General features: G+C 44.7%; 16 protein-coding genes and 1 pseudogene. 4 read left to right on the forward strand and 13 right to left on the reverse strand.

Annotated elements, in window-relative coordinates:
* The 6 genes from AC1HDP_RS14035 to AC1HDP_RS14060 all read right to left on the reverse strand — a co-directional run bounded on the left by AC1HDP_RS14035 (position 1) and on the right by AC1HDP_RS14060 (position 4,231).
* Entirely contained in the window at positions 1-282 is a 282-nt protein-coding gene (locus tag AC1HDP_RS14035; RefSeq protein WP_168195124.1) for an STAS domain-containing protein, read from the reverse strand.
* Between the two features lie 120 nt (positions 283-402).
* Positions 403-1,032: an SCO family protein gene (locus AC1HDP_RS14040; RefSeq protein ID WP_479639206.1), complete on the reverse strand. Its 630-nt coding sequence runs from the start codon at positions 1,030-1,032 to the stop codon at positions 403-405.
* Positions 1,033-1,040: 8 nt separating this feature from the next.
* Entirely contained in the window at positions 1,041-1,946 is a 906-nt protein-coding gene (cyoE, locus tag AC1HDP_RS14045) for a heme o synthase (RefSeq protein ID WP_479639207.1), read from the reverse strand.
* Positions 1,947-1,956: 10 nt separating this feature from the next.
* Entirely contained in the window at positions 1,957-2,940 is a 984-nt protein-coding gene (locus AC1HDP_RS14050; protein WP_479639208.1) for a COX15/CtaA family protein, read from the reverse strand.
* Complete coding sequence (locus AC1HDP_RS14055) at positions 2,940-3,479, reverse strand: hypothetical protein (RefSeq protein ID WP_140930360.1); 540 nt, start codon at positions 3,477-3,479, stop codon at positions 2,940-2,942. Before AC1HDP_RS14055 ends, AC1HDP_RS14050 begins: the two co-directional genes overlap by 1 nt.
* Positions 3,476-4,231 carry an SURF1 family protein gene (locus AC1HDP_RS14060; protein ID WP_479639209.1) on the reverse strand — a complete coding sequence of 252 codons (756 nt, stop codon included), beginning with the start codon at positions 4,229-4,231 and terminating at the stop codon, positions 3,476-3,478. Before AC1HDP_RS14060 ends, AC1HDP_RS14055 begins: the two co-directional genes overlap by 4 nt.
* Between AC1HDP_RS14060 and AC1HDP_RS14065 the strand changes: the two genes are divergently transcribed.
* Positions 4,230-4,457 carry a DUF2909 domain-containing protein gene (locus tag AC1HDP_RS14065; protein ID WP_479639210.1) on the forward strand — a complete coding sequence of 76 codons (228 nt, stop codon included), beginning with the start codon at positions 4,230-4,232 and terminating at the stop codon, positions 4,455-4,457. The genes AC1HDP_RS14060 and AC1HDP_RS14065 overlap by 2 nt on opposite strands.
* 6 nt (positions 4,458-4,463) lie before the next feature.
* On the opposite strand, the gene AC1HDP_RS14070 is transcribed toward AC1HDP_RS14065, so the two are convergent.
* The 6 genes and pseudogenes from AC1HDP_RS14070 to lexA all read right to left on the reverse strand — a co-directional run bounded on the left by AC1HDP_RS14070 (position 4,464) and on the right by lexA (position 10,257).
* Positions 4,464-5,342: a cytochrome c oxidase subunit 3 gene (locus AC1HDP_RS14070; protein WP_479639211.1), complete on the reverse strand. Its 879-nt coding sequence runs from the start codon at positions 5,340-5,342 to the stop codon at positions 4,464-4,466.
* Positions 5,339-5,893 (reverse strand): cytochrome c oxidase assembly protein, encoded by a 555-nt coding sequence (locus AC1HDP_RS14075; protein ID WP_479639212.1) that lies wholly within the window; start codon positions 5,891-5,893, stop codon positions 5,339-5,341. The genes AC1HDP_RS14070 and AC1HDP_RS14075 overlap by 4 nt, the downstream gene beginning before the upstream one ends.
* Positions 5,886-7,490, reverse strand: coding sequence for a cytochrome c oxidase subunit I (gene ctaD, locus AC1HDP_RS14080; protein WP_479639896.1), 1,605 nt, complete (start codon positions 7,488-7,490; stop codon positions 5,886-5,888). The genes AC1HDP_RS14075 and ctaD overlap by 8 nt, the downstream gene beginning before the upstream one ends.
* 83 nt (positions 7,491-7,573) lie before the next feature.
* Positions 7,574-8,644, reverse strand: a pseudogene (coxB, locus tag AC1HDP_RS14085) (cytochrome c oxidase subunit II); the annotation flags it as partial.
* 510 nt (positions 8,645-9,154) lie between these two features.
* On the reverse strand, positions 9,155-9,640 hold the full coding sequence (locus AC1HDP_RS14090; RefSeq protein ID WP_479639213.1) for a SulA-like leucine-rich domain-containing protein: 486 nt from the start codon (positions 9,638-9,640) through the stop codon (positions 9,155-9,157).
* A complete protein-coding gene (gene lexA, locus AC1HDP_RS14095; RefSeq protein ID WP_479639214.1) occupies positions 9,637-10,257 on the reverse strand; it encodes a transcriptional repressor LexA in 621 nt (206 codons plus the stop codon). Before lexA ends, AC1HDP_RS14090 begins: the two co-directional genes overlap by 4 nt.
* A gap of 158 nt (positions 10,258-10,415) precedes the next feature.
* Here lexA and plsB point away from each other — a divergent pair, with 158 nt between their 5' ends.
* Both plsB and mtr read left to right on the forward strand, forming a co-directional pair.
* Positions 10,416-12,833 carry a glycerol-3-phosphate 1-O-acyltransferase PlsB gene (gene plsB / locus AC1HDP_RS14100; protein WP_479639215.1) on the forward strand — a complete coding sequence of 806 codons (2,418 nt, stop codon included), beginning with the start codon at positions 10,416-10,418 and terminating at the stop codon, positions 12,831-12,833.
* A 74-nt stretch (positions 12,834-12,907) separates the two neighbouring features.
* Positions 12,908-14,158, forward strand: coding sequence for a tryptophan permease (gene mtr, locus AC1HDP_RS14105; protein ID WP_479639216.1), 1,251 nt, complete (start codon positions 12,908-12,910; stop codon positions 14,156-14,158).
* Between the two features lie 68 nt (positions 14,159-14,226).
* Here mtr and potE read toward each other — a convergent pair whose 3' ends face one another.
* A complete protein-coding gene (gene potE / locus AC1HDP_RS14110) occupies positions 14,227-15,549 on the reverse strand; it encodes a putrescine-ornithine antiporter (RefSeq protein WP_479639217.1) in 1,323 nt (440 codons plus the stop codon).
* 506 nt (positions 15,550-16,055) lie between these two features.
* Between potE and adiA the strand changes: the two genes are divergently transcribed.
* Positions 16,056-18,350, forward strand: coding sequence for an arginine decarboxylase (gene adiA / locus AC1HDP_RS14115; protein ID WP_479639218.1), 2,295 nt, complete (start codon positions 16,056-16,058; stop codon positions 18,348-18,350).
* Positions 18,351-18,373: the final 23 nt, after the last annotated feature.

Consider the following 18,373-nt stretch of genomic DNA (forward strand, 5'->3'; position numbering starts at 1 on the left):
TTAGCTTGCAAATACGAGCCCTGGGAGCACGATACCCAGGTTAAGACATTGAGTTTTGAGTTCTGAGGTTCCAAGCGAAAAACTAAGATTAACTGAGTGACGTTCGCAATCGACAGCAAGTACATGAAACATCTGCATTCCTGCGGTATCTATGGTTTTGAGTTCGCTAACATCAAGGAATAAGACATGATCAGCGTCGAGCGCCTTAGTGATCATGGCGTAACTTTCGCTGATATTTCTGATGGTCAACGAGTGACCTAGTTTGATTGTATGTTCATCCATAAATTCATTCTTAAAAACGTCCGTGTACATGCAAAGATAGTCGGCTATTTACACAAATTCCTTAGTGGAGCAAAATTTTCTTTTGAACCTAAGCAGTTAACTCGTACTAAATGGCGAGTTTTATGACTTGGTGAGTAACCTAAAATCATGGATTATTTGCGCGCTGCTCATGTCTCCTTGACTCTGAGTATTCGCCATAGTCTTAAATACAGCCACGCGCTCACCTTGTGGATTAATTAACACCAGCGACGCACTATGATCGACTTGATAGTCAGCGCCTGTGCCTGTCATCGCATACACCATGCCAAGGCTCTGAGTGAGTGGATAAAGTTTGGCATGCTGACCTGTTACGGCAATAATCTTGGGATGAAAAAAATTGCGATAATCTTGTAATTTTTGAATGCTGTCGCGCGCTGGATCAACCGACAAAAAAATGATTTGTACTGGCGCAATGGCATTTAATTGCTCATACATGCTAGAAAGTTTAGCCATAGTGGTGGGGCAAATATCAGGGCATGAGGTATAGCCTACAAATATCAAACTCCAGTGTCCTAGCAAGTGCTTAGCCGTAAATGGCGCGTCATCTTGATTAGTTAATACAAAGTCAATAATGGGCCGCGGTTTTTCAAATTGATAGCTGGTGGCTAAGGGCTCATCTTTCTCTGACATGACTTGCTGATAGCCCTGATAACTCAAGACGCCCGCGAGCATTATGAAGCCAACAATAATTACCCCAATCAATATGCGCATACTTGGCCCTATAGGTAGTGGTCTGCTAATAATGCGAGAAATAACAACATCAATTGATAAATAGAAAAGCGAAATAACCCCATAGCTAAGCCGGGTTGGTCATGAAACTTAAGCTGCCAAGCCTTGTAAATAAACATCAGACTTAAGGGTGTTGATAGCGCTAGATAGAGTGCGCCAGACATACCCACAATGACAGGAAATAGACAAGCAATGGCGAGTAACACTGTATAGAGCAAGATACAGGTCTTAGTAAATTCCACCCCATGAGTTACCGGCAGCATAGGGATATTGACCTTGGCATAATCATCGCGCCTATGGATGGCTAACGCCCAAAAATGCGGTGGCGTCCAAGTAAAAATAATGATGACAAGTAATAAGCCAAAACCGTGGAATTGCCCCGTCATGGCGGTCCAGCCTAATAAGGGCGGCATGGCACCCGCTAAGCCGCCTATGACTATATTTTGCGGCGTGGCGCGTTTTAACCATAAGGTATAGATAAAGGCGTATCCCACTAAACTGGCGCAAGTTAGCCAAGCGGTTATTGGATTCACAAGCAGGTACAGCAAGCTAAAGCCTGAAATGGCAAGGGTCATTGCAAATATCAGTGCGTGCTCTACAGGGACTCGGCCGGTGGCGACAGGGCGGTGATGAGTGCGTGCCATGCGGGCATCGATTTGCCAATCAATGAGATGGTTGATGGTGGCGGCCGCCGCTGACATTAACCCTATGCCGATTAACCCTAATACTAATGGCTGCCACGGTAGTGGCGCACTGGCTGGCACAGATAAACACATGCCGACCAGTACGGTTAGAAGCATTAAGGCCACGACTTTTGGCTTAGTGAGTTCATAGTAATCTCGCCAAATAGTGGTGCGTGTTCTTAGGTGAAAATTTGCCGATAAGGATTTACTCATAGAACCTCCATTACGGGTTACGCCAGATGGCATAGTTAAGATAAATCACACTTAACAGTAAAAATGCCGCGACTAAGTTGTGGCTCACAGCAATTAGTAGCGGTAGTTGTAGCCACACATTGGCTACGCCAAGGCTAGCTTGGCACACAAGTAATAACAGCATTATGCTGCTAGCGCGTTTAAGCCTAGGCAGGCTTGCCTTGCGCTGCACTTGCCACCATAAACCCACGAGCAACAAAGCCGTGACTAAGGCGCCAAAGCGATGAAATACATGTATGGTCATGCGCTCTGGATAAGCCAGCACCCCAAATTCAAACTGGGTATGGCCTTGAGGCAGCGGATTAAATGCCGTAAGTGGCGCGAGATTCCTCCACCAATTGGCTTCACAAATGGGCAGTTCAGTGCAGGCGAGGGCGGCATAGTTAGATGATGTCCAGCCGCCTAAGCTGATTTGCAGTATCAATACAACCAAGGCAACAACCGCCAGGGGGCGCAAGCATCTCACGCCAGTGTGAGCATAGCTTTTAGGCGGTGGTGTTAAGCGTAAATAGAATAAAAACAATAAGGATAATAAGCTAAAGCCGCCAAGCAGGTGCGCCATGACGACTATTGGCATGAGTTTTAAGGTGACAGTCCACATGCCTAATGCGCCTTGCACTAGCACTAAGAGTAAAATGACTAAAGGCAGCTTTTTGGGGGCGTCGGCATTTCTAAACGCTTGAATAACGATAACAATAATCAGTAAACCTAGGCTACTTGCCAGATAGCGGTGGATCATTTCTAACCAAGCTTTAGCGGTTTCCACTGGCCGCTCAGGAAACGCTTGTTCTGCATGGGCAATATCTTGTGGCGAACTTGGCACTAAGATTTTGCCATAGCAGCCCGGCCAATCTGGGCATCCTAGACCCGCATCTTCAAGGCGAGTATAAGCCCCCATAAAGATCACTAATAAGGTCAGTAGTAAGGTGAGTCTGACTAACCAAGTGAATGCCATTAGCCAATCCTCGATAATTTAAGCATCTTACGCATATCAGCAATCAAGGCCTTACCTTGGAGTAGCTCAAGCTCGATAGTGGCAGTGAGCGGATACTTCATGACTAAGGATCCTAAGGGATCAATAATCACTAAGGCTTGATCCATGAGCCATTGTGATATTTCAGGGTTAGCGACCACCAACTCAAAATCAAAAGGTTCAAGTGCCTTAAGATCGCTGCCGCGCTGCAGTAGTACTAGCGGGCGGACTCTATCTTGATCTGGACCTAAAGCTGTATGTGCTTGCTTGAGGATGTAAAGTCGCTGCTGACAACGGCTATCGCATTCGTTTGGCAGTAAATACACTATCTGCCAACGTCCTTGATAATTATTGAGCATCTTAAGTTCAGTTAAATTTGGACTCGGTGAAATCAGCTGACCTTGGTTAGTGGCGCCTTCTTTGTAAAGATGCAAGCTTAAGAATAATTTCGCCAGCAACACGGGGATGACAAACACTAGCGAAATTAACAATAAGGTGCGTTTATTATTAGTTGTAGTCATGCTTCATCCTTATGTTGTTTTAAGTGCTTAAAGCTTAAGGCTAATACTAGACCTGCAAATACCAGTGCCATCACAAACCACTGCAAGGCGTAGCCAAAATGCTTGGCAACTGACATGGGCGGTGATTGCCATACTCGCGGCCACTGAGGTTGTGAGAGCTCTGTAGGTAACAACACCACAGGTAATAACGGTAAAGATAAGTATTGAGCTAAGGCGGCAAGATTCAGATTTTGAATGCGAATAACCTGATTGTTATGGCTATCTAATAAGGATTCGGGGGCTAGTGCCTGACTTAAGCGATTGGTTTGTTTGTAATAGAGGCGCCCAACCAAAGCTGGCGCTGAATTAATGCGTGTTAACGGCGGAATGTTATTGCGATCAGGGCTTGCGGCCACAAAACCTAATTCAATTAATAGGGCGTGAGTAAGCTGCGGCTGTTGCTGCACTTGAAAGATGCGATATCCGACTTGCCCTTGCAGAATTTGATTATCTAAAACAATGAGTGGCGCCTTGCTATCCGTCGTTGCAAGCTGAGCTTGATGACCGTGCAACTCGGCAGCGCTCAGTGTTAATTCATCCCAATTAAGAGGCTCGCGAGAGTGTTTAATGTCTTGCTGTTGCTGCCAAGCTTGTTTGTCATAGCCTTTGTGTAATTGCCACAGGCCTAACTTGACCAGCAGAATAAATATGCCCACAGTAAATATCAGCACTAAGAACACGTTACCCTGATATCGCAGCGAGGAATGGCTCATGACGCTCCTATTGGCCTTCAAAATAGCTTTAGTTTGCCTGTTAGTTATTATCATTATTAATTTAGGCAGAGCCATGTTCCTTATGGTGCGCCACGGGCAAGGCGAGGAGACTCAATCTATGAGTCATTACCTCGGCCGTCGCCTGATATGGTCGGCCATAGTCGTGTTATTGTTTTTAGTCGCGCTGGGATTTGGCTTAATAACGCCAAATCCCAGACCTTACTAAGTCCCTTTATAAAATATAAATAAACACGAATAGGCATAGCCAAACCATATCGACAAAGTGCCAATACCAACTTCCTGCTTGGAAGGCAAAATGTCGATTAGTGGTAAAATGACCACTGAAAATCCGCGCCAATAACACACTTAAAAACACTAAACCTAAGAACACATGGGTGCCATGAAAGCCCGTGAGTAAGAAAAAGGTATTGCCATAAATCCCAGCATCTAAGGTGAGATTTAAATCTGTATAGGCATGGTAATACTCATAGATTTGACCACTGATAAAAAACAAACCGAGAATAATAGTTAAGCCTAACCAGAGCTTTAAAGCGGTGCGCTTACCGCGCTCAAGATTGATATGAGCCCAATGTAAGGTAATGGAAGAGGTGAGTAGCAAGATGGTGTTGACTAACGGGACGCCATGCCAAGGCATAGCCTGAGTGGTCTTACCGTCAGGGGTGATAAGTAGTGGCCAAGTATCCACAAAATTGGGCCACAGCACAGTATGTGTCATAGCATTATTGCTTTCGCCAGCAAGCCAAGGGACAGCAATGTTTCGGGCATAAAATAAGGCGCCAAAAAAGGCGGCAAAGAACATCACTTCAGAGAAAATAAACCAACTCATGCCTTGGCGAAACGATCTATCCATTTGCGGTGAATATAAGCCCGACATAGATTCTCGAATGACATTTCTAAACCATCCCACCAACATAAATAAAATCACTGCAACGCCACTCAGCAGTAAGTAACCGCCGCCATTGCCACCCTTGGCATATTGTTGCACTGTCGTGCCGGCACCTATCGCGATTAAAAATAAGCCGATAGCCCCAATAATTGGCCAGGGGCTTTGAGTGGGAACATAGTACTTTTGGTAATTCTGCGTGCTCATTGCGACACTCCTTTAGGGCTACCGCTGGCGGAATCTGTGATATCAAACAGGGTATAAGCTAGCGTCAAGGTATTGATTGAGTCAGGTAAGTCTTTATCCACGAAGAAAACCAAGCCAAGTTCGGCACTGCTATGGCCTTCTAGGGGTTGTTGGTTAAAGCAGAAACATTCGGTTTTATTGAAATATGCGGCTCCTTGACCAGGAGAAACCGAAGGTATGGCTTGGCCAACGATATGCTGGCCAGATAAATTTTTAGCATTAAAGTGAGTGCGGACTAACTCACCGGTTCTTACCTGCATGCGTTTAACTTCAGGGGCAAACTCCCAAGGCAAACTCGCTGGAACTTGCGCGATAAATTCAACATTTACTAAGCGCCCTGGGGCGTCAGTGTTTGCTGAATATATTTGCGCGCTATTGCGAGGTTTGCCATTAATGCCTAATTGTTCACACAACACATCGTACAAGGGCACTAAGGCAAAGCCGAAAGCAAACATGGCAATTGCCCCAGAAACTAACCCTATGATCAGGCGGTTATTGCGTGGCTTATCCATGGCGCACCACAGGCTCGATGGCTGGTGGCGTGGTAAAGGAGTGATAGGGCGCAGGGCTTGGTAATGTCCACTCTAAACCTTCTGCGCCTTCCCAAGGTTTGGCGGGGGCGGGCGCTCCACTACGAATGCATTTAATCACTAACACTAAGAAAATCAGTTGGGATAAGCCAAAAGCAAAGCCGCCGATGGAAACGATTTGGTTAATGTCAGCAAATTGCAATGCATAGTCGGGAATGCGCCTTGGCATGCCAGCAAGCCCCAAGAAATGCATAGGGAAGAATAAGACGTTAACTGAAATTACTGAGCTCCAAAAATGCCAGCGGGCTAAGCGCTCGCTATACATGCGGCCAGTCCATTTGGGTAGCCAATAATAAGCGGCGGCCATGATGGAGAATATCGCGCCAGTGACTAGCACATAGTGAAAGTGCGCCACTACGAAATAGGTGTCATGGTATTGAAAGTCCGCAGGGGTAATGGCCAGCATTAATCCTGATAATCCGCCTATGGTAAATAATATGATAAAGGCGATGGCAAACAGCATAGGCGCTTCAAAACTTAATGCGCCGCGCCACATAGTTGCTACCCAATTAAAGACTTTTACCCCTGTGGGCACGGCAATCAGCATAGTGCAGTACATAAAGAACAGCTCGGCAAAGACGGGCATGCCGGTAGTGAACATATGATGCGCCCACACTAAGAAGGATAAGATGGCAATGCTGGATGTGGCGTAAACCATAGAGGCATAACCAAATAAAGGCTTACGGCTAAAGGTGGGAACTATGGCGGAAATGATGCCAAAGGATGGCAAAATCATAATGTAAACTTCGGGGTGACCAAAGAACCAAAAGATATGCTGGAACATCACAGGATCGCCGCCGCCCGCTGCATCAAAGAAGCTAGTGCCAAAGAACTTATCGGTTAGCACCATAGTGACCACCCCTGCCAGTACTGGCATCACGGCAATCAATAAGAAAGCAGTAATTAACCAAGTCCATACAAAGAGTGGCAGCTTCATCCATGTCATACCTGGGGCGCGTAAGTTAACTATGGTGACTATGACGTTAATCGCTCCCATGATGGAGCTTATCCCCATAATATGAATGGAGAATACGAATAATGCGGTGGAGTCTGGGCTATAGGTGGTTGATAGCGGCGCGTAGAAAGTCCAGCCAAAATTAGGGCCGCCACCTTCCATAAACAGTGAACTTAATAAGATTAAGAAGGCAAAAGGTAAAATCCAAAAGCTCCAGTTATTCATGCGTGGCAGCGCCATATCAGGCGCCCCTATCATCATGGGGATCATCCAGTTAGCTAAGCCGATAAAGGCTGGCATCACAGCGCCAAACACCATGATGAGTCCGTGAACTGTGGTCATCTGGTTAAAAAAGTTAGGTTCAACTAATTGTAAACCGGGTTGAAATAACTCGGCGCGGATCACCATGGCCATGGCGCCGCCGATTAAAAACATCATAAAACTGAACCACAAATACAAGGTGCCAATATCCTTGTGGTTGGTGGTCAGAACCCAGCGCATTAATCCTTTGGGTGGACCTTCGTGGTGATGATCATGAGAATGTTCATTATTATGACTGTCCATTGCTCCGGCGCCCGCGTACTGCAGTTCTTCGCGGATAGGTGTATGTTTTTCAGTTGTCATCACATATCCCCTTATTGGTTCAGTTTGCTAACGTCGGCAGCTTGAATTGCTTCACCGGAATTATTGCCCCAAGCATTGCGCTCAAAGGTAACCACTGCGGCAATTTCTTGTGCGCTAAGCTGTTTGGAAAAGGCTTGCATGGCGGTTCCTGCCTTACCATGCAATACGATATTGATATGATTTGTGACAGGCCCCTTGATGATGGGGCTGCCAATTAGGCTTGGGAATACACCTGGCAAGCCGGCGCCATTGGGTTGATGGCAAGCGGCGCAGCGACTGACATAAATTTGCTCCCCTTGCGTCATCAATTCGGCCATGGTTAAGGTTTGGCTTAATTGCGCTTTGGCTTGCTCTGATGCTTGGGCTTTTAATGCTTGCTGCGCAATCATCCATTGATCAAAAGCTTCTGGCTCCATGACTTCCACCACAATCGGCATAAATCCATGATCTTTACCGCATAATTCTGCGCATTGGCCGCGATAAATACCTACCTTGTCAGCACGTGTCCAAGCTTCATTAATAAAGCCGGGGTTGGCATCTTTTTTTACCGCAAAGGCAGGTACCCACCAAGAGTGAATAACATCTTCAGAGGTCACCAGAAACCGCACTTTACGGTGGGCAGGGATCACAAGCGGCTTATCAACTTCGAGTAAATAGTTTTTATCTTTGGGCGCTAAATTATCGATTTGATCTCTTGGGGTCGAAAGGATGCTGTAAAAGCCAACATCTTGATCAAAATATTGGTAATGCCATTTCCACTGTGAGCCAGTCACTTTTACAGTGAGTTCGGCATCACTAGTATCTTCCATTGCAATCAAGGTGGTAGTAGCTGGAATAGCCATTAAAATCAGAATGATAAAAGGGATTATCGTCCAGGCGATTTCAACTTTAGTGCTTTCATGAAATTGGGCTGGGCTGGCACCCTTGGATTTGCGGTGATAGATGATGGCGTAAAGCATGATGCCAAAAACTATGAGCCCTATGGCGCAGCAAATGTAGAGAATGGTCATATGTAGGTCATAGACCTTGCCGCTAATGGCTGACACCCCTTGGGTCATATTTAACGGCATACTTGTGGCTGGAAAAATCGGCATGAGTATACATGCCAAAAGAAAATGTATTGGTTTCAAGAGACATCTCCCCGATTAATTGCCTAAGCAATTACAAAGAAGAGGTACACAGTAAAGTCTAGGTGCTATGTAAACTCTTCGGTTCCCACAACAGCAAACGATGACGGCAAGTGTTTTGAGGCTAGCACCAAGGTATTCTTGATGATGCTGCCCGATATTGGACACTAATCGTTAATCAGATAAATCCATTATTCATTAAAGTTAGCAGCAACTTAATTTTCCATACCATAGATATATAGCTGAAAAGTCATAAATTTAGAAATCAATAAAGATTGAAAGTATAGGGCGTGGCTTGCTGACTGAAATGAATGCTGGTGGCGATGATGAGTAATAGCTAAGACATGCCTGCAGAATTTAATCTGCAGCACTATGTTGGGCTGAACTTGGTTTGCATTTAAATTTTGAGCTTAGGCTGCGAGCCTAGATTTTGAATTAGTGAATTTCGAGCTTAGATTTTTAGATTATGTTTAGGTGCTAATGCATGGCACGCAGTAAGGTCTGCGGGGCTTTAAATGCGAGCTCGTCACCAAGCGTTAGGTTTACATGTTCAAAAATAAAGCCAATCGCCCGAGCATTGCGTTCAACTAATTGCATGCGGCGCTGATCGCGTTGATCTAACATAGAAACCCAAGTTAATACGGCGCTGCAGGTACCATTGGTAAGGGCAATTTCACTCGCCCATAAGGCTTCAACTTCATCTTTGGCTTTTACGAGTAAAACTCTATCTAAGCGAACCCCAGCCGCGGCCAACATGGTTTTATAACCTATGTTGGGCGGATTAATTAAGACTATCCATTGGCCTTGGTGACTGAGACGCACCAGTTGTGGGGCAATTTTTTCAAGCTCAATTCGCCCTTGGCCTTGGGTTGGTAAGCTTTCTATCATGGTTTGATGAACGCGCCGAGTATTAGCGCACCATAATCCGGGGTGACCTGATGTGGTTGATGTTTTGGTGGTCATAGCCAACCACCATTACGAATAATGCCTACGGCTAAGCCTTCTATGGTCAGTTCTTGATAGCTAGGATCAACAACTATCGGGGAGTATTCATCATTTTCAGGGTGTAGATAAATTATTCTCCCTTTCTTTTCAAAGCGCTTAACTGTGACGTCATCATCAACTCGAGCCACCACAATTTGGCCATTGCGAGCTTCTTGCATTTTATGCACGGCTAGCAAATCACCTTCGAGAATGCCGATGTTCTTCATGCTATCGCCGCGAACTTTTAATAAGAAGTCGGCGGCAGGATGGAACATAGTGGCATCAACTTGAAAATAACTTTCGACATGTTGCTGGGCAAGAATAGGCTCGCCCGCAGCAACTTGGCCAATGAGTGGCAGACCAGTCTCAATTTCTACCACTTCTTCGGGCGGCAGACGAATACCGCGAGAAGTACCAGGCATGATTTCAATACACCCTTTTTTTGCCAGCGCTTTTAAATGCTCTTCGGCGGCATTGGCACTGCGAAACCCTAACTGAGTCGCAATTTCTGCACGAGTTGGCGGCATACCAGTTTCGCTGATATTGCGTTTAATCAGTTCTAAAATCTCTGCTTGGCGGGGTGTTAAAGGTCTCATGTTGGTTCCTGTCTTTCTATACAGTTACTGTTAGTATATACAGTATTTGTGCTGGCGCAAGTATTCGCCAAGGTTTGTTTTAAGTAGAGATTCGCTATCAAGTAGCCTGTTCTGGTATTCTATAGGACTATTAACGTGACCTGAATTGCATAATAACAATGGCCAAACAAGACTCTTTCGTAATGACAGTGTTGCGCTGGTTTCAGCGCAAGCTAGTGCACACAATCGTTGTGCCAACAGATCCCTTTGCCGATCTAAATCTTGATCCTAAAAAACCGCTCATTTATGTAATGAAAACTGAATCTTTCAGCGATATGGCCGCCTTGAGCGATGTCACCGATAAGTTTGGTTTACCTAGCCCTTACGATGAGTTGGAATGCCACGGCAAAGCACTGCCGCGAGTTGTGTGCTTAAATCGCGCTAAACCTATGTTTGGCAATCGGCCATCAAGTGATGCCTTCTTAAGTGAATTTAAAACTCTGCTGCAAATGCACAGAGCTAATCCTGATTTGGAAATTCAACTTGTACCTGTGAGTCTGTTTTGGGGACGGACACCAGGTAAAGAAGATGACACTATGAAGGCCGCGGTGTTAGAGCGCGAAGATCCTAATTGGCTGCGCAAATTTTTTATGATCTTATTCTTAGGTCGCCATAATTTTGTGCAATTCTCTAATGCTGTGTCGCTGCGCTATATGGCTGACGAGCATGGCACGGATCAGCAGATTGCCCATAAACTTGCGCGCGTTGCTAGGGTTCACTTTAGCCGTCAGCGCAAAGTGATGACAGGGCCGTCGCTGCCAAGTCGTCAGAATTTATTTCATGCCCTCATTAATTCCGAAGCAGTGCAGAAGGCGATTGATGAGGAAGTTCAATCCAAAAAAATTACTCATGCCGAAGCTAAGGCTAAGGCTGTTGAATATATTGATGAAATCGCGGCGGATTATTCTGATAGCTTGGTAAGAATTGCCGAACGCATGCTGACATGGCTTTGGAATAAGCTCTACAAGGGCATCAATATTAAGGGCGCGGAACATGTGCGCCAGTTGCACCATGATGGCCATGAAATCGTGTATGTGCCTTGTCATCGCAGTCACATGGACTATTTGCTGCTGTCTTACATTTTATATTTCCAAGGTATGGTGCCACCGCATATTGCTGCGGGTATCAATCTTAATTTCTGGCCGGCGGGGCCTTTGTTTAGACGTGGCGGCGCCTTCTTTATTCGTCGCAGTTTTAACGGCAACAAATTATATACCGCAGTCTTTCGTGAATATTTAGACCAACTGTTCACTAAAGGCTATTCAGTTGAATACTTTACTGAAGGTGGTCGCTCGCGTACTGGGCGCTTGCTAACCCCTAAAACCGGCATGTTAGCCATGACGTTAAATTCAGTGCTGCGCGGCATTGAGCGTCCTATCACTTTAGTGCCTGTGTATTTAGGTTATGACCATGTGATGGAAGTCGCGACCTATCACAAAGAGTTAAGTGGCAAAAAGAAGCAAAAAGAGTCGCTATGGCAAGTATTTGGTGCCATCCGTAAATTAGGTAACTTTGGTCAAGGTTATGTGAATTTTGGCGAGCCTATTACCATTCAAAGCTACCTGAATGAGCATGTAGCTGATTGGCGTGAGCAAATGAGCACCAATCCGCAGGCTAAGCCAAGCTGGTTAACCCCTGTGGTCAATGGCTTAGCTAATAAGGTGATGACTCATATTAACGATGCTGCTGCAGTGAGCTCAGTGACTTTAACTAGTATGGTGTTATTGGCGTCTGAGCAAAATGCGCTCGAGCGCAGCCAGCTGTGCCGTCAATTAGACTTGTACTTGCATCTGTTAAAAGAAGTTCCATATACCAGTTATGCCTCAGTGGTTGAAGGCAATGGTGAGTCTCTGGTCGAACAAGGTTTAGAGTTGAAAAAGTTAGTGTCTGAGCAAGATGCTTTAGGCTCGATTATCTCGATTGAAGCTTCGCAGTTGCTGGCCATGTCTTATTACCGCAATAACATCTTACATTTGTTGATTTTACCATCTTTGATTGCCTGTATTTTGACTCAGCATGAAGTGGTCGATCGAAACAAGATAAAGCAGATGTGTCATGGTTTCTATCCGTTATTACAAGCTGAATTGTTTATGGATATTGCTGATCTGGATGGCTATATCGATAGCGTGCTGGATTTATTTATCCAAGAAGGCTTAGTGACAGAAGATCAAGTATTAGAAATTAATGCCAGTAAGATTGATCAGTTGCTCTTGTTAGCCGCCGTGGTAGATGAGTCTATGCAGCGGTATGCCATGTTATTCAATTTATTAGTGGCTAAGCCTCATATTGAGCGCGCTGCGCTTGAAAATGAAGGTCATCAATTGGCGCAGCATTTAGGTCATATCCATGGTATTACTGCGCCTGAGTTTTACGATAAGAAATTGTATGGTTGTTTAAGCTTAAAGTTAAAGGATTTAGGCTATTTGAGTGAATCAGCGCATAGTGCTGAGATTATTCGAATTCGTGATTACGCCAACGGATTGCTGCGGGCCAATATTCGTCAAACCATCATTCAGAGTGTGGCTAAGGCCCACTAAGAATTTGCCAATCTACTAGCCTGCTTGAGCAGGCTTTTTTATGCGTATTTACGCTCATTTTTTTGGAGAAGTACATGGCTAATCATATGAATGCCGAGCCAGCAGGAAAATCGTTACTGGGGGGCGCCATGATTATTGCGGGGACCACAGTTGGGGCTGGGATGTTCTCATTGCCCGTAGTAAGTGCCGGTATGTGGTTTAGCTATAGCGTAGTGATGTTAATTGTCATTTGGCTGATCATGCTGCTTTCAGGACTCTTATTATTAGAAACCAATCTGCATTTTAAGCCTGGCGTTAGCTTTGATACCTTAACGCGCGATACCTTAGGGCAGTTCTGGCGGATAGTGACTGGGCTATCGATTGCCTTTGTACTTTATATCTTAACTTATGCTTATATCAGTGGCGGTGGGTCGATAGTTAATCATAGCTTGCAAAGCATGGGGATTAACCTACCTCAACCCGTTGCTGGACTAGTATTTGTGGCGATATTAGCGGGTATAGTGCTTATTAGTACTAAGGCGGTCGATCGTATTACCACCATTATGTTAGGTGGTATGGTGATTACCTTTTTCTTGGCTGCAGGTAATTTACTGATTGAAGTTGAGCCTAGCCGCTTATTTGATCCACAGGGTGAAGCTAGCTTTGCCCCTTATTTGTGGGCCGCACTGCCTTTTGGTCTAGCGAGCTTTGGCTATCACGGTAATGTACCAAGCTTGGTAAAGTATTATGGCAATAATCATAAAATAATCATTAAAGCCATATTCTTAGGTACCTTCCTTGCCTTGGTTATCTACCTGTGTTGGTTAGTGGCTACGATGGGTAATATAGGTCGAATTGAATTTATTAGTATTATCAAGGAAGGCGGAAATATCGGCGTATTAGTGGCTGCCTTAGATAAAGTGATGAATAGCGAATGGCTAACTAGTATGTTGACCTTATTTGCTAATCTAGCGGTGGCATCATCCTTCTTAGGGGTTACCTTAGGTTTGTTTGATTATTTGGCTGATTTGTTTAATTTTGATGATAGTTACTCTGGTCGCACTAAAACCGCCTGCGTGACTTTTATTCCACCGACCTTGCTGGGTTTGCTGTTCCCTAACGGCTTTCTAGTGGCAATCGGCTTTGCGGCTTTAGCTGCTTGTATTTGGGCGGTAATAGTACCAGCGTTAATGGCCTACCAAGTTCGTAAGCTGCATCCTGACTATCAGGGGTTTAAAGTTGCTGGTGGCAATGTCACTATTTTTATTGTGATAGGCTTTGGCGTATTAACCGCTTGTTGCCATTTATTAGTGATGGCGTCTTGGTTGCCGCAATACGGTAGTTAATTTCTGTATTACACCAATAACCAATAAAAAAGCCCCAGGGATTTGGGGCTTTTTTGGTTTTAGGCTAACTAAGATCGCATGATATTCTCATGGGCATCTCGACCAGCAATAAAGCCGTAAAAGATATAGCCGATGAAGGTCACTATCACCCCATAAAACACCGCTTCTTGTCCGCAAGCATACACACCATAAATACTGTAAAGCACTGCCAAGGTACCTACAATAGCGCCAGTGCGATATTCACTAGGGCTCACTTTACTATTGCGTAAGATAACTTCGAGCCCTGTCATTGAAAGAATGTAAGGCACCATATTGATAAATACGGCTAGATTCACCAAGACGTTAAACTGTTTAACCAGATTGGGTGAAATGGTCATAACGGCTAAGGCTAACTCAAGGGCAAGCATGATCAGCATGCCTTTAACAGGGGCATTATCTTTAGTGACTTCACCAAATATTTTAGGGAAAAGGCGAATATCTGCCGCAGCGCGAGATACCTGGGCATTGGTAAATTGCCAACCGAGTAAAGAACCGATACAAGCAATCACTGCTAATGCGGTAATGACTTGCCCAACGATAGGATTAAACATGTGAGCATAGACTAAGCCGAACGGAGCATTAGAGTTGGCTAATTCTGCATTAGGGATAATGCCTTGGATAACTGCAGTGGAAGCGATATAAACCACGGCAGTAAAGCTGGTAGCTAACATCACGGCTATAGGAACGTTTCTTTGTGGGTTTTCTACGGCGCCTGAGTTAGCGCCCGCAGATTCAATGCCTAGGAATGCCCATAGAGTTAAGGCTATACCGGATGAAATTGCCCCAAGGGTGCTGACGTTGTGTGGATTCCAAGCTTCGCTAAACATCTTTGGACTAAACCAAAACCAACCTATTACCGATAAACCAACTACGGGGATAATAATGCCCCATACAGTGAAGGTTGAAATCTGACCGGTAAGTTTAGGGCCTTTAAAGTTAGCAAACATAGTCGCTATTAAAATAACGACCACACCAATAAAGGTGTGCACTGGGGTTTGTTTAAGCCAAGGAATAAAGGCCTCAAGGTAACCTACCGCAGATACCGCAATGGCCACCGCGCTAATGACTAAGCAAACATAATAGGTATAAGATGCAATAAAGAATGACGATTTACCATGGGCTTCGGCGGAATAGGCGGACATACCACCATCTTTATTACAGTACATGCCGCACTTAGCAAAAGCGTAAGCAATACACATAGCGCCGGCTGTGGTAACTAGCCAAGCCAACAGCGATATGGCTCCTGTTTGGGCTAGGCTTGAGGGTAGTAAAATAATACCAGATCCCATCATATTGACGGTCACTATGGTAGTGAGACCTATTAGTCCCATCTTATTTGACTTGGACGCCATATTTGAACTCCCAGATGCATTTAGTTCTTTCAAAGTTGATAAGACAAACTCAGTGACATATTGGCAAGTGCCTTAGCGACTGGGTTTATAGGTTTTGCAAATAAGTCAGTGGGTTAATTAAATGGTAATCTATAACCATGGTTGTTGATCTTTTTTCGGATTTATTTGTTACAGGAAAGTCTAGGTTAGGCGCTGGAGGTTTGCCAAAAATATGGTGAGCATAAATCAAATTAAAATTGGCGATAATTTTTATGTTTATTTCCAATGTCTTCTGAACTAAATCCTCGTATTAAAGATTTAATAATAGCGGGCTCGTTATGTAGTCGATGAGATAACACTTAAAAAAACTTGGGCTTTTTTTTGCGAAGTCCAAGACAGTCATCTACATTAAAAGACTGATTTTAAAAAACTCGCCAGAAATATAGCTCAATGTTGAGTGTTGGTGTCATTGCGCTAAATATAAGGTGAAGTGGCATACACATGTCTGACTAGGTGGAGCAATATTTATGAGTACATATGGGAAAAAACTGACTTGCTTGATTCTTGAAGAAGCGCCGAAAGAAGGCGTGGTTGGTAATGCAATTGGGCGGTTAATTGAAGAGCTTAAAAATAATTCTGCCAATGTAATAGTTGCTACCTCTTTTGACGATTGCTATTCCATATTAAATGCTAATACCGCCATAGATTGTCTAATGCTGACATCCGCTATGAGTGGATCGCAAACGGATGAGAATGAAAAGTTTTATGTGATCATTAATAAGCTCAATCGTCGCCAAGAAGGTGTTCCGGTTTTTTTATTAGCCGAGCGCAAAAAAATTACTTTATCCGTCAATCGTGAGCTGATGTCAAAAGTCGATGAATTTGCTTGGATTTTAGAAGATAAACCCGATTTTATCGCAGGTCGCGCGGTCGCGGCTATGCAGCGTTATCGCGAACAACTGCTGCCACCATTAATGTCTGCTTTGATGAAATATGATGACATCCACGAATATTCTTGGGCGGCTCCAGGTCATCAAGGCGGGGTCGGTTTTACTAAGACCCCAGCAGGGCAAAGATTCTATAGCTATTACGGCGAAGGCCTGTTCAGAACAGACATGGGGATCGAACGCGGATCGCTAGGATCTTTATTGGATCACACGGGTTATTTTGGTGAAAGTGAAAAGTATGCAGCTAAAGTTTTTGGCGCAGATAATTCTTACTCTTTGGTGACTGGCACCTCGGGCGCGAACCGCACCATTATGCAAATTTGTATGCGTGAGAATGCATTGGCCATTTGTGACCGTAACTGCCATAAATCGATTGAACAAGGCTTGATGCTCTCCGGTGCCTTACCTGTTTATATGGTTCCTACTCGCAATCGCTACGGTATTATTGGTCCAATTTATCCCGATCAAATGTCTAAAGCGGCATTAATCGCCAACGCTAAGGGCAGTAAATTATCCCAGCATAAGGCGGAGGATTCAGCTGCTTATGCCGTGCTTACCAACTGTACCTATGACGGCCTTTGTTATAACGCCAAGCGTGCGCAGGACATTTTAGCTGAAAGCTCCAACCGCATTCACTTTGACGAAGCTTGGTATGGTTATGCGCGTTTTAATCCTATTTATGAAGATCACTTCGCTATGCGAGGTGAACCGCAAGCAGATTATGACGGTCCAACTGTATTTGCGACTCACTCAACCCATAAGCTGTTAAATGCCTTATCACAAGCCTCGTGGTTACATGTAAGACATGGTAAAGATGCCATTGATTACAACCGTTTCAATCAAGCTTATATGATGCATGCCACCACATCGCCTCTGTATGCTATCAGTGCGTCAAACGATATTGCGGTTTCACAAATGGATGGTAATCGCGGTTTATCCCTCACCAATGAAGTGATTAAAGAGGCCATAGATTTCCGCCAAGCCATGGGGCGGTTAAACAAGGAATGCAATGCTGATGGCGATTGGTTCTTTAAACCGTGGAACGCCGAAGTAGTCACAGATCCCGCTACTGGTAAGAGTTATGCCTTTGAAGAGGCGCCGGTTGAGTTACTTGCGACTAATCAAGACTGCTGGATTATGCATCCTGGGGATACCTGGCATGGCTTTAAAGATATGCCTGCCGATTGGTGTATGCTTGACCCCATTAAAGTGTCTATCTTAGCGCCTGGCATGGGCGATGATGGCAATTTATTAGCTAGTGGCGTACCTGCAGCTTTAGTCACCTTGTACTTAGGGCGCTTTGGTATAGTGCCAACCCGTACGACTGACTTCCAAGTCATGTTCCTGTTCTCTATGGGTATTACCAAAGGCAAATGGGCGACATTAGTAAATACCTTGTTGGCATTTAAAAAGCATTACGATGCCAACGCGCCTTTAGTGCAAGTACTACCGGATTTAGCTAAGGCGCATCCTGAAGTCTATGGCGACTTAGGCATGAAGGAACTGGGGGACAAGATGTTTAACTACTTACGTAAGCATAATCCGTCAGAAAAACTCAATGCTGCTTATTCTATTCTGCCAGAAGCTGTGATTACTCCAAGGGCGGCGTTCCAAGCCATAGTTGAAGATAATGTTGAGATGGTGCCATCCCATCAACTCAAAGGCCGCGTTGCCGCTAACGCGGTTATCCCTTATCCACCAGGGATCCCTATGTTGATGTCGGGTGAAAGTTTTGGTGATGATTCAAGTCCACAAATTGGCTATCTGAAGAGCTTAGAAGTTTGGGATAATGAGTTCCCTGGCTTTGAGCATGAAACCGAAGGCACCGAAAATGAACATGGGGTGTACTACGTGATGTGTGTTAAAAAAGTCTAAGTACTGCTTCTATAAAAAACCCG

It is taken from the genome of Shewanella sp. ISS20, assembly GCF_056522965.1.

Bases quoted from the DNA above. Each gene is read 5' to 3' on its own strand.
- AC1HDP_RS14035 (WP_168195124.1), bottom strand. From the start codon at position 282: ATGGATGAACATACAATCAAACTAGGTCACTCGTTGACCATCAGAAAT.
- AC1HDP_RS14040 (WP_479639206.1), bottom strand. From the start codon at position 1,032: ATGCGCATATTGATTGGGGTAATTATTGTTGGCTTCATAATGCTCGCG.
- cyoE (WP_479639207.1), bottom strand. From the start codon at position 1,946: ATGAGTAAATCCTTATCGGCAAATTTTCACCTAAGAACACGCACCACT.
- AC1HDP_RS14050 (WP_479639208.1), bottom strand. From the start codon at position 2,940: ATGGCATTCACTTGGTTAGTCAGACTCACCTTACTACTGACCTTATTA.
- AC1HDP_RS14055 (WP_140930360.1), bottom strand. From the start codon at position 3,479: ATGACTACAACTAATAATAAACGCACCTTATTGTTAATTTCGCTAGTG.
- AC1HDP_RS14065 (WP_479639210.1), top strand. From the start codon at position 4,230: ATGACGCTCCTATTGGCCTTCAAAATAGCTTTAGTTTGCCTGTTAGTT.
- AC1HDP_RS14060 (WP_479639209.1), bottom strand. From the start codon at position 4,231: ATGAGCCATTCCTCGCTGCGATATCAGGGTAACGTGTTCTTAGTGCTG.
- AC1HDP_RS14070 (WP_479639211.1), bottom strand. From the start codon at position 5,342: ATGAGCACGCAGAATTACCAAAAGTACTATGTTCCCACTCAAAGCCCC.
- AC1HDP_RS14075 (WP_479639212.1), bottom strand. From the start codon at position 5,893: ATGGATAAGCCACGCAATAACCGCCTGATCATAGGGTTAGTTTCTGGG.
- ctaD (WP_479639896.1), bottom strand. From the start codon at position 7,490: ATGGACAGTCATAATAATGAACATTCTCATGATCATCACCACGAAGGT.
- AC1HDP_RS14090 (WP_479639213.1), bottom strand. From the start codon at position 9,640: ATGACCACCAAAACATCAACCACATCAGGTCACCCCGGATTATGGTGC.
- lexA (WP_479639214.1), bottom strand. From the start codon at position 10,257: ATGAGACCTTTAACACCCCGCCAAGCAGAGATTTTAGAACTGATTAAA.
- plsB (WP_479639215.1), top strand. From the start codon at position 10,416: ATGGCCAAACAAGACTCTTTCGTAATGACAGTGTTGCGCTGGTTTCAG.
- mtr (WP_479639216.1), top strand. From the start codon at position 12,908: ATGGCTAATCATATGAATGCCGAGCCAGCAGGAAAATCGTTACTGGGG.
- potE (WP_479639217.1), bottom strand. From the start codon at position 15,549: ATGGCGTCCAAGTCAAATAAGATGGGACTAATAGGTCTCACTACCATA.
- adiA (WP_479639218.1), top strand. From the start codon at position 16,056: ATGAGTACATATGGGAAAAAACTGACTTGCTTGATTCTTGAAGAAGCG.